Below are 10,113 nucleotides of genomic sequence, written 5' to 3'. Positions count from 1 at the left end.
GGTCAGGAATCGAGAAGCACCCGGTGCCCCCGCGCCCCTAGCGTGAACGGCATGAACTCACTCGCAGCCCTCACCATCGAGGCGGCCGACGCCACGGCCACCGCCACCTTCCTCGAGCGCGCCTTCGGCCTCGGCCCCGAGATCCGGGTGCGCGAGAGCGCGGTCCCGAGCGACGGCTTCCGCGGCTTCACGCTGTCGCTGACCGTCGCGCAGCCCGCGGACGTCGACCGGCTCGTCGGCGCGGCCCTCGAGGCCGGTGCCGTCGCGCTCAAGCCGGCCACCAAGTCCTTCTGGGGCTACGGCGGCGTCGTCCGCGCCCCCGACGGCACCATCTGGAAGATCGCCACGTCGGCGAAGAAGAACACCGGCCCCGCCACCGGCGCGATCGGCGACGTCGTGCTGCTGCTCGGCGTCGAGGACGTCAAGGCCAGCAAGCAGTTCTACGCCGCGCAGGGCCTCTCCGTGGCCAAGAGCTTCGGCGGGAAGTACGTGGAGTTCGCGACCGCGCCCGGCGACCTCAAGCTCGCCCTCTACAAGCGCGCCGCGCTCGCCAAGGACGCGGGCGTGCCCGCCGACGGCTCCGGCTCGCACCGGGTCGTGCTGGCCGGTGCCGGCGCACCCTTCACCGACCCGGACGGCTTCGCCTGGGAGGAGGCGGCCTGACGGTGCCCGGGGCGTCCGGTCAGCTCCCGGCCCCGGCCGGGCCCAGACCGGCGACCGCGTCCCGCGCCGCCCGCTCGGCGCCCTCGGTCATCGTCGAGGCCGAGGGGGCGCCCTTGGACTCGAAGTCACTGCCGTTGAAGGTGACCGTGACCAGCACGTTCCCCTTGCGGACCGCGACGACGGCCTCGCGGGTCTCCTGGCCGTCCTTCTTCGTCAGCCCGGACGTCAGCCGCGCCTCGTCGCCGACGCCCTTCACCGGGTCGCCCGCACGGTCCGCGTCCTGCCCGGCGGTGGCGAACGCCTGCTGCGCCAGCGCGTCGGAGCTCTTCACCTCGAAGGTGACGTCGAGCCAGCGGTAGTCGTACCCCTTCAGGGCGCTCCACGAGCAGCCGCGGCGCACCGACTCGTCCGTGGCGGACAGCTCCTTGCCCGCCGTCTTCGCCTCCGGGACCAGGGCGGTCACCGTCTTCGCGGCGACGGTGCCGCACGGCGCCGGAGGCGCGGCGTAGGACTTGGCGGCCACGCTCGCGCTGGGGCTGTGCGGGGACGACGCCTGCGGGGCCGCATTGTGCTCGGTGTCGTCCTTCGGGGACATCGGTCCGGCCGAGTAGGCCCAGCCGGCGCACGCGAGCACGGCGACCGGGAGCAGCCGGGCGGTCAGGGCGACCGGGAGCGGCAGAGAACGCACGGTGTACGTCCTTACGTCGAAAGGTGGGGGCCGCCAGTCTCACACGAGTTCCTGTGCGGGGATACGGCCACTTCCGTCACCCCGGCATCACGCAGCGGCATCGTCGCGGGCCGGGGGCGCCCGGGCGGGGGTGCGTGCGGCCCGGTCCGCCGCGCGGCGCGCACCCTGACGCGCGCGGCGTCCGCCGCCCGCTAGGATCCGCAGAAACCGGTGTGGGTGCGGACGGCTGGTCCGCCGAGGTGGCTGGGGGTGTACGGCATGGTGGCCGGTCGAGTGGTGCGCTTCGACGGAGCGCGGGGGTACGGGTTCATCGCGCCGGACGACGGTGGCGAGGACGTCTTCCTGCACGTGAACGATCTGCTGATCCCGGAGTCGTATCTGCGCACCGGGCTGAAGGTCGCGTTCGACATCGAGGACGGCGAGCGGGGTCCGAAGGCCTCGTCCGTGCGGCTCGCGGAGGGCGCCACGGCGCCCGCGCCGGGCCGGCACGCCTCCGCCGCGGAGGGGGACGACGTGCTGTGCGACGTGCTGCGGGTCGACGAGTTCACCAACGAGGTCACCGAGCTGCTGCTGCGGGCGGCTCCGTCGATGACGGGGGAGCAGATCCTCGCCGTGCGTCGCGAACTGGTGCAGAACGGCCGCAAGCACGGGTGGGTCGACAGCTGAGCCGCCGCTGCCCGCACGCCTGAACGGCGCGAGGCCATGTCGCTGTCCGGGCCGGTGGGCCGCCCGGCAAGACCGCTTATTTCGGCCTCGGTTATTCAATCTTCATCGAATGTGGTCCGGCATCCGGACAAGCCTCTTGTCCACGGACTGTATGCGAAATACGTTCTGCGGTATTCCTTGATCGCCCACAGGTTACCGGGGTCCTCGGCGGACCCTGCGGAGCCCTTCCCTGGCGGAGGTATGTCCTCGTGCGCCGAACAGCCGTTGCCCTCGCGGCAGTTGTCCTGGTGATGTCCACAACGGCGGGCTGCGGCTCCCTCCAGTCCTCGGCCACCGAGGTCGGCGGGGAGCGCATGACCGACGACCGGCCCGTCCGTGCGGGCGGCACCCTCACCGTCGCCCTCAACGCGGACCCCGACAAGCTCGACCCGACGCTCGCCCAGACCCTCGTGGGCCGCACCGTCTTCGCCGGGATGTGCGAGAAGCTCTACGACGTCGACGCCGAGGGCAAGGTCGTGCCGCAGCTCGCGACGGCCCTCCCCAAGGTCTCCGGCGACGGACGCACCGTCACCTTCGACGTCCGCAGGGACGCCGAGTTCAGCGACGGCGCCCGGCTCGACGCCGCGGCCGTCGTCACGTCACTGCTGCGCCACCGCGACCTCGCCGGCTCCGCCCGCGCCACCGAACTCACCCCGCTGCGGGACGCGCAGGCCGTCGGCCGGTACCGCGTCCGGCTCACGCTCAAGCAGGCCTACGTCCCCCTCACCGCCGTCCTCGCCGACCGCTCCGGCATGGTCATGTCGCCGACCGCCCTGAAGAAGTACGGCAAGGACTTCACCAACCACCCTTCCTGCGTCGGCCCGTTCCGGTTCGTCGAGCGCGTCGGCGGCGACCGGATCGTCCTCGCGAAGGACCCGCACTACTACGACGCCGACGCCGTCCACCTCGACAAGGTCGTCTACAAGCCGATCCCCGACGGCAGCGTCCGGCTCGCCAACCTCCGCTCCGGCGACATCCAGGTCGGCGACCAGATGGCCCCCGTCGACGTCAGGAGCGCCCTCACCGACGCCAAGCTCCAGCTCTTCAACTCGCCCTCGCTCGGCTACCAGGGCATCGGCATCAACGTCGGCAACGTCAAGGGCCTCGGCGAGAAGCCCGGCCGCATCGACACCCCCATGGCGAGCGACGTCCGCGTCCGCGAGGCGTTCGAGCTGTCGATCGACCGCTCCCTCATCAACAAGGTCGTCTTCCAGGACATGTACGAACCCGCCTGCGGACCCGTCTCGCCCGAGGCCGCCATCGCCCCCGGCGTCGCCCCCTCCGCGTGCCCGGGGCGCGATGTCGCCGCGGCCAAGCGGCTGTTGCGGCAGGCCGGGGTACACACTCCGCTCGCGGTCGAGCTGAAGATCCCCACCACACCCGAGTGGAGCCGCATCGGCCAGGTGATCCAGGCCATGGGCAAGGACGCCGGCTTCGACATCTCGCTGCGCCCCACCGAGTACGCCACGATGCTCGAGGAGACCGACTCCGGCGACTACACGGCCTTCAGCAGCGGCTGGTCCGGCCGGCTCGACCCCGACGGCAACGTCGCCAGCTTCCTCCAGACCCGCGGCGCCATGAACGCCTACGGCCTCTCGGACCCGAAGATCGACGCCCTCGTCGCCCGCGGTCGCACCGAGGCCGACCCCGCCGAGCGCGCCCGGATCTACGACGAGCTGACCCGGCGCGCCACCGACGCCCACGCCCTCGTCTACCTCTACCGCCAGAAGAACTACGTCGTCGCCGGGAAGGACGTGGCGGGCGTGCGCGTCTACGGCGACGGCCTGGTCCGTGTGAAGGATGCGGGGTACGCCAAGTGACGACCGCTCAGATACCGTTCAGGCGCCCGGGGCTGCTCTCCGGGCACCCGATGGCCGCGTACGTCCTCACCCGCCTGAGGCAGTCCGTCATCACGCTCTTCCTCGTCTCCGTCGTCGTCTTCGCGGGCATCCGCGCCCTGCCCGGCGACCCGGCGCTCGCCCTCGCGGGGGAGGAGCGCAGTCCGAAGGCCCTCGCCGCGATCCGCAGCGAGTACGGGCTCGACGACAACATCGTCGTCCAGTACGGCCGGTTCATCGGCCACGCCCTCCAGGGCGATCTCGGCACGTCCTCGCGGACCGGGCTTCCGGTGTCCGACGCCATCGGCCAGGCGCTGCCCGTCACCCTCGAACTCGCCGCGCTCTCCCTGCTGCTGGCGATCGTCCTCGGGATCGGTGCCGGTGTCGTCGCCGCCGTCCGCCGCGGCCGGCCCGCCGAGTGGATCGCCAACGCCCTCGCCCTGCTCGGCCTGTCGGTCCCCACCTTCTGGCTGGGCATCGTCCTCGTGCTCGCGTTCGCGATCGCCGTCCCGGTCTTCGCCGCCTCCGGCTTCGTGCCCTTCGCCGCCGACCCGGTCGACAACCTGCGGCGCATGGTGCTGCCCGCGCTCGTGCTCGGCTCCGGGCTCGCCGCCGTCGTCATGCGCCAGACCCGCGCGGCCATGCTCGACTCGCTCTCCGCCGACTACGTGCGCACCGCCCGCGCCAAGGGCCTGTCCCGCCGCGAGGTCATCGGCGGCCACGCCCTGCGCAACTCCCTCGTCACCGTCGTCACCGTGCTCGGCCTGCAGCTCGGCCACCTGATCTCCGGGGCCGTCGTCACCGAACAGATCTTCGTGCTCCCCGGCTTCGGCAAGCTCACCATCGACGCCGTCTTCACCCGCGACTACGCGACCCTGCAAGGCGTGGTGCTGTGCACCTCGTTCGCGTACATCTTCATCAACCTGCTGGTCGACGTGGCGTACTCGGTCATCGACCCGCGCATCCGGCTCGGAGGTGCCCGGTGACCACCCTCGCCCTCACAGGTCTGCGCACCCGCGCCGCCCGCAGCGGCAAGCTGCGCGCCCTGCGCAGGAACAGGCTCGCCATGACCGGCGCCGTCATCGCCGCCGTCTTCGTGCTCGCCGCGCTGTTCGCCCCGCTCGTCGCGCCCTACGACCCGGCGCAGCCGGACTTCGACAACGTCCTCGCCGCGCCCGGCTGGTCGCACTGGCTCGGCACCGACGACCTCGGCCGCGACCAGCTCTCGCGCGTCGTCTTCGGCGCCCGTGCCTCCATGCAGGTCGGTGTCCTCGCCGTCGCCCTCGCCTTCCTCGTCGGCGTGCCGCTCGGCCTGCTCGCCGGCTACTACGGGAAGGTCGCCGACAGCGTCGTCTCCCGTGTCACCGACACCATGCTCGCGTTCCCCTTCCTGGTGCTCGCCGTCGGCCTCGCCGCCGTCCTCGGCCCCTCGCTGACCAACGCGACCATCGCCATCGGCATCTCGCAGATCCCGGCCGTCATCCGCATCACCCGCGCCGAGACCCTGCGCCTCAAGCACGTCGACTACGTGGCCGCGGCCGTCGCCAACGGGGGCGGCGACGGCACGGTCCTGCTCCGGCACGTCCTGCCGAACGCGACCTCCGCGCTCATCGTGCAGGCGACCGTCGGCATCCCGACGGCGATCATCGGCGAGGCCCTGCTCTCCTTCCTGGGACTCGGCGTCCAGCCGCCCGAGCCGTCCCTCGGCGTGATGCTCTCCTCCGCCCAGGCCTTCCTCGCGGCCGCGCCCTGGATGGCAGTGTTCCCCGGCCTCGCCGTCGTCGCCGCCACCCTGGCGTTCAACCTGCTCGGCGACGGCCTGCGCGACGTCCTCGACCCCCGTGGAGCGACCCGATGACCACCGAACCCGTCCTGAGCGTGCGCGACCTGTCGGTGTCCTTCCACTCCGACACCCGCACCGTGCACGCCGTCGACCGCGTCTCCTACGACCTGCACGCGTCGGAGGTGCTCGCCCTGGTCGGCGAGTCCGGCTGCGGCAAGTCCGTCACGTCGATGGCCGTGATGGGGCTGCTGCCGCCCACCGCCCGCATCACCGGCTCGGTCCGGCTCGGCGGGCAGGAGCTCGCCGGCGCCGACGACCGCACGTACGGCCGGATCCGCGGCAAGGACATGGCGATGATCTTCCAGGAGCCGATGACCTCGCTGAACCCGGTGCTCACCATCGGACGGCAGATCGGCGAGGTGCTCCGCCGCCACCAGGGCCTCAGCCGCAAGGAGGCCCGCGCCCGCGCCGTCGAACTGCTCGACGTCGTCGGCATACCGGCCCCGGCGCAGCGCGTCGACGAGTACCCGCACCAGCTGTCCGGCGGCATGCGCCAGCGCGTGATGATCGCCATCGCGGTCGCCTGCGACCCCGCCGTGCTCATCGCCGACGAGCCGACCACCGCCCTCGACGTCACCGTCCAGGCCGGCATCCTCGAGGTGCTCCAGTCGCTGCGCGAACGGCTCGGCACCGCCATCGTGCTCATCACGCACGACCTCGGCGTCGTCGCCGACATCGCCGACCGCGTCCTCGTCATGTACGCGGGCCGTCCCGTCGAACAGGCCCCGGTGGACGACCTGTTCGCCGCGCCCCGGCACCCGTACACCCGCGGACTGCTCGACGCCGTGCTGCGCCCCGGCGCCCCCAAGGAGCGGCTGCCCGAGATCCCGGGCCTCGTGCCGAGCCTCGACAGCCAGCCCGACGCCTGCACGTTCGCGCCGCGCTGCGCCCGCGCCGACGACGCCTGCGCCGCGAGCCGCCCCGGCCTGGCCGCCGTGGCCGACGCCGCCGCCCACCACGTCGCCTGCCGGCACCCGCACACTCTTCAGGAGGCCGCCTCATGAGCACCCCTGTCCTCGAACTCACCGCACTGGAACGGCACTTCGCGAGCCCCGGCGGTACCGTTCGCGCCGCCGACGGCGTCACCCTCACCGTGGGCCGCGGCGAGGTCCTCGGCCTCGTCGGCGAGTCCGGCAGCGGCAAGTCCACCGTCGGCCGGTGCGCCGTCCGGCTCGACGAGCCCACCGGCGGCACCGTCCGGATCAACGGCACCGACGTGACCACCCTGTCGCGGCGCGCCCTGCGCCCCCTGCGCAAGGACTTCCACCTGGTCTTCCAGGACCCGTCCTCCTCGCTCGACCCGCGCATGACCGTCGGCGCGATCGTCGCCGAGCCGCTCCGGCTCCACCGCATCGCCACGGGTGAGGCCGCCCGCGCCCGCGTCGCCGCACTGCTCGCCCAGGTGGGACTGCGGCCCGAGCACGCCGACCGGCATCCGCACGAACTCTCCGGCGGCCAGCGCCAGCGCGTCTCCATCGCCCGCGCCCTGTCCGTCGAACCCGACCTGCTCGTCGCCGACGAGCCGACCTCCGCCCTCGACGTCTCCGTCCAGGCCTCCGTCCTCAACCTGCTCGCCGACCTCCAGCGCGAGCGCGGCTTCGGCTGCCTGTTCATCACCCACGACCTCGCCGCCGTCGAGTTCCTCGCGGACCGCATCGCCGTCATGTACCTCGGCCAGATCGTCGAACAGGCCCCCACACGCGAGCTGTTCGCCGACCCCCGACACCCCTACACCCAGGCGCTGCTGTCCGCCGCGCCCGTCCCCGACCCGGTGACCCAGCGCAGCCGCCGGCGCATCGTGCTCAGCGGCGAACTGCCCAGCCCGCTCGCGCCCCCGCCCGGCTGCCGGTTCCACACCCGCTGCCCGCTCGCCACCGACCGCTGCCGCACCGAGATCCCGGCGCTGCGCACCCTGCCGGACGGCCGCGAGGTCTCCTGCCACCTCGTCACGGACGACGGAACCGCCCCCGACGCGGCCGCATCCCCCTCTCGTACGATCCCGAGCACCCGCACCGCCACCCGCTAGGAGCCTCCTTGTTCACCACCCGGCCGACCCTCCAGGGCACCTTCGGCATGGTGTCCTCGACGCACTACCTCGCCTCCCAGTCCGCGATGGCGGTCCTGGAGCACGGGGGCAACGCCTACGACGCGGCCGTCGCCGCCGGCTTCGTCCTGCACGTCGTCGAGCCGCACCTCAACGGGCCCGCGGGCGAGGTCCCGATCATCCTCGCCCCGGCCGGCGGCGAGGTCCGCGTGCTGTGCGGCCAGGGCGTCGCCCCCGCGGGCGCCACCGTCGCCCACTACCGTGACGAACTCGGCCTGGACCTCGTGCCCGGCACCGGCCCGCTCGCCGCCGCCGTGCCCGGCGCCTTCGACGCCTGGATGCTGCTGCTCAAGGACCACGGCACCCGGTCGCTCGCCGAGGTGCTGCGGTACGCCATCGGATACGCGGAGGACGGTCACGCCCCCGTCGAGCGGGTCGGCGAGACCGTCGAGACGGTCCGGGAGCTGTTCACGACCGAATGGCCCTCGTCCGCCGAGGTCTACCTCGTGGACGGGGAGCCGCCGCGCCCCGGCCGGCTGCTGCGCAACCCGCGCCTCGCCGCCACCTGGAAGCGGCTCGTCGCCGAGGCGGAGGAGGCGGGCCCGGACCGCGTCGCGCAGATCGAGGCCGCCCGCCGCATCTGGCGCGAGGGCTTCATCGGCGAGGCCCTCGTGCGCCAGGCGGCCCGCCCGACCCTGGACACGAGCGGCACCCGCCACACCGGCACCCTCACCCTCGACGACCTCGCCGGCTGGCACGCCACCTACGAGGAGCCCGCCACCTACGCATGGCGCGGCTGGACCCTGTGCAAGGCCGCCGGCTGGAGCCAGGGCCCCGCCTTCCTCCAGCAGCTCGCCCTGCTCCCGCCCGAGCTGCCCGCCTACGGCAGCGCCGACTACGTCCACCTGCTCGTCGAGGGCTGCAAGCTGGCCATGGCCGACCGCGAGGCCTGGTACGGGGACGCCGACCCCGCGGGCGTGCCCGTCGACGCGCTGCTCTCGGACGCGTACAACGCCGAACGGCGCGCCCTCGTCGACCCGGAGAAGGCCTCGTACGAGCTGCGCCCCGGCCGTCCGCTCGGCGCCGCGCCCCGGATCAGCGCGCACGCCCGCGCGGTGGCCGCCGGGGAGAGCGGTTTCGACGCCCTGGGGGTCGCGGGCGCGGGCGAGCCGACCGTGCAGAAGAACGGGGCGACCCGCGGCGACACCTGCCACCTCGACATCGTCGACCGCTGGGGCAACATGATCGCCGCGACCCCGTCCGGCGGCTGGCTCCAGTCCAACCCGGTCGTGCCCGAGCTCGGCTTCCCGCTCGGCACCCGGCTCCAGATGACCTGGCTGGAGGAGGGCCTGCCCAACTCGCTCACCCCGGGCCGCCGCCCGCGCACCACCCTCACCCCCTCGCTCGCCCTGCGCGACGGTGTGCCGGTGATGGCCTTCGGCACGCCCGGCGGCGACCAGCAGGACCAGTGGCAGGTGCACTTCTTCCTGGCCGTCGCCCTGCGGGACCGGGTCCGTGGCGGCCTCGACCTCCAGGGCGCCGTCGACGCCCCGAACTGGCACACCGACTCCTTCCCCGGCTCCTTCTTCCCGCGCGGCATGCGGCCCGGATCCGTCACCGTCGAGGGGAACACGGACCCGGAGGTCGTCGCGGAGCTGCGCCGGCGCGGCCACGACGTGACCGTCGGCGACGACTGGTCCGAGGGCCGGCTGTGCGCCGTGGCCCGCGACCCGCACACCGGCGTCCTGTCGGCGGCGGCGAACCCGCGCGGCATGCAGGGGTACGCCGTGGGCCGCTGAGCCCGCCCGGCCGGACCCGGCGGCCCGGGGCGGTGGAACCCGCGATGTCATCGTGATTCCACCGCCCGTTCACCCCGCGGGAACGCGATGTCAGCGGGGCGTGTTCTCATGGGGACATGATCGAAACCATCACGGAAAGCATCGACGACTTTCTGACCCGCACCGTCACCGACCGCCTCGTCACGGACGTGGAGCGCATCGTGCGCGCCGCGGCCGCCGCCGAGATCACCCCGCGCTTCCGGCAGCTCGGCGCGCACGAGATCGACCAGAAGAGCGGCCCGCACGACCTCGTGACCGTCGCCGACAAGCGCGCCGAGGAGTACCTGACGCGGGAGCTGACGGCCGCGCTGTCCGGCTCCGTCGTCGTCGGCGAGGAGGCCGTCGCCGCCGACCCGTCGACGTACGAGGCGCTGCGCGGCGCCGCCCCCGTCTGGATCGTCGACCCGGTCGACGGGACGCGTCAGTTCGTCCACGGCGACCCCGGCTTCTGCACCCTCGTGGCGCTCGCCCTCGACGGCGTCGTCCTCGCCTCG

The 10,113-nt window shown here is 73.4% G+C and carries 10 protein-coding genes; 9 read left to right on the top strand and 1 reads right to left on the bottom strand.

Features of this window, described 5'->3' with window-relative positions:
• Positions 1–51 precede the first annotated feature (51 nt).
• Positions 52–663, top strand: a complete 612-nt coding sequence (locus tag GTW43_RS05090; protein ID WP_161300408.1) for a glyoxalase — start codon at positions 52–54, stop codon at positions 661–663.
• Between the two features lie 19 nt (positions 664–682).
• Here the strand turns inward: GTW43_RS05090 and GTW43_RS05085 are convergent, their stop codons facing one another.
• The gene (locus GTW43_RS05085) at positions 683–1,351 is read right to left on the bottom strand and encodes a hypothetical protein (RefSeq protein WP_161300407.1); all 669 of its coding nucleotides are present in this window, start codon (positions 1,349–1,351) and stop codon (positions 683–685) included.
• 258 nt (positions 1,352–1,609) lie between these two features.
• Here GTW43_RS05085 and GTW43_RS05080 point away from each other — a divergent pair, with 258 nt between their 5' ends.
• From GTW43_RS05080 to GTW43_RS05045, 8 genes are all read left to right on the top strand, one after another.
• The gene (locus GTW43_RS05080) at positions 1,610–2,017 is read left to right on the top strand and encodes a cold shock domain-containing protein (RefSeq protein WP_161300406.1); all 408 of its coding nucleotides are present in this window, start codon (positions 1,610–1,612) and stop codon (positions 2,015–2,017) included.
• A 290-nt stretch (positions 2,018–2,307) separates the two neighbouring features.
• Complete coding sequence (locus GTW43_RS05075) at positions 2,308–3,876, top strand: ABC transporter substrate-binding protein (RefSeq protein WP_237536412.1); 1,569 nt, start codon at positions 2,308–2,310, stop codon at positions 3,874–3,876.
• Between the two features lie 50 nt (positions 3,877–3,926).
• Positions 3,927–4,880 carry an ABC transporter permease gene (locus GTW43_RS05070; RefSeq protein WP_161300409.1) on the top strand — a complete coding sequence of 318 codons (954 nt, stop codon included), beginning with the start codon at positions 3,927–3,929 and terminating at the stop codon, positions 4,878–4,880.
• Complete coding sequence (locus GTW43_RS05065) at positions 4,877–5,752, top strand: ABC transporter permease (protein ID WP_161300405.1); 876 nt, start codon at positions 4,877–4,879, stop codon at positions 5,750–5,752. Before GTW43_RS05070 ends, GTW43_RS05065 begins: the two co-directional genes overlap by 4 nt.
• Positions 5,749–6,741 (top strand): ABC transporter ATP-binding protein, encoded by a 993-nt coding sequence (locus GTW43_RS05060; RefSeq protein ID WP_161300404.1) that lies wholly within the window; start codon positions 5,749–5,751, stop codon positions 6,739–6,741. Before GTW43_RS05065 ends, GTW43_RS05060 begins: the two co-directional genes overlap by 4 nt.
• Entirely contained in the window at positions 6,738–7,763 is a 1,026-nt protein-coding gene (locus tag GTW43_RS05055; protein WP_161300403.1) for an oligopeptide/dipeptide ABC transporter ATP-binding protein, read from the top strand. The genes GTW43_RS05060 and GTW43_RS05055 overlap by 4 nt, the downstream gene beginning before the upstream one ends.
• An 8-nt stretch (positions 7,764–7,771) precedes the next feature.
• Complete coding sequence (locus GTW43_RS05050; RefSeq protein WP_161300402.1) at positions 7,772–9,580, top strand: gamma-glutamyltransferase; 1,809 nt, start codon at positions 7,772–7,774, stop codon at positions 9,578–9,580.
• Between the two features lie 116 nt (positions 9,581–9,696).
• Positions 9,697–10,113: inositol monophosphatase family protein (locus tag GTW43_RS05045; protein WP_275564282.1), on the top strand; the 417-nt coding region annotated here is incomplete at its 3' end.

Origin of the sequence: Streptomyces sp. SID5785, assembly GCF_009870065.1 — a bacterium.
Taxonomy (GTDB): Bacteria; Actinomycetota; Actinomycetes; order Streptomycetales; family Streptomycetaceae; genus Streptomyces.
The sequence above is the reverse complement of the archived record's forward strand: the minus strand, read 5'-3'. Positions and strand labels throughout refer to the sequence as shown.

Excerpts from the sequence above, each read along its gene's own strand:
- GTW43_RS05090 (WP_161300408.1), top strand. The coding sequence starts at position 52 with ATGAACTCACTCGCAGCCCTCACCATCGAGGCGGCCGACGCCACGGCC.
- GTW43_RS05080 (WP_161300406.1), top strand. The coding sequence starts at position 1,610 with ATGGTGGCCGGTCGAGTGGTGCGCTTCGACGGAGCGCGGGGGTACGGG.
- GTW43_RS05075 (WP_237536412.1), top strand. The coding sequence starts at position 2,308 with ATGTCCACAACGGCGGGCTGCGGCTCCCTCCAGTCCTCGGCCACCGAG.
- GTW43_RS05070 (WP_161300409.1), top strand. The coding sequence starts at position 3,927 with ATGGCCGCGTACGTCCTCACCCGCCTGAGGCAGTCCGTCATCACGCTC.
- GTW43_RS05060 (WP_161300404.1), top strand. The coding sequence starts at position 5,749 with ATGACCACCGAACCCGTCCTGAGCGTGCGCGACCTGTCGGTGTCCTTC.
- GTW43_RS05055 (WP_161300403.1), top strand. The coding sequence starts at position 6,738 with ATGAGCACCCCTGTCCTCGAACTCACCGCACTGGAACGGCACTTCGCG.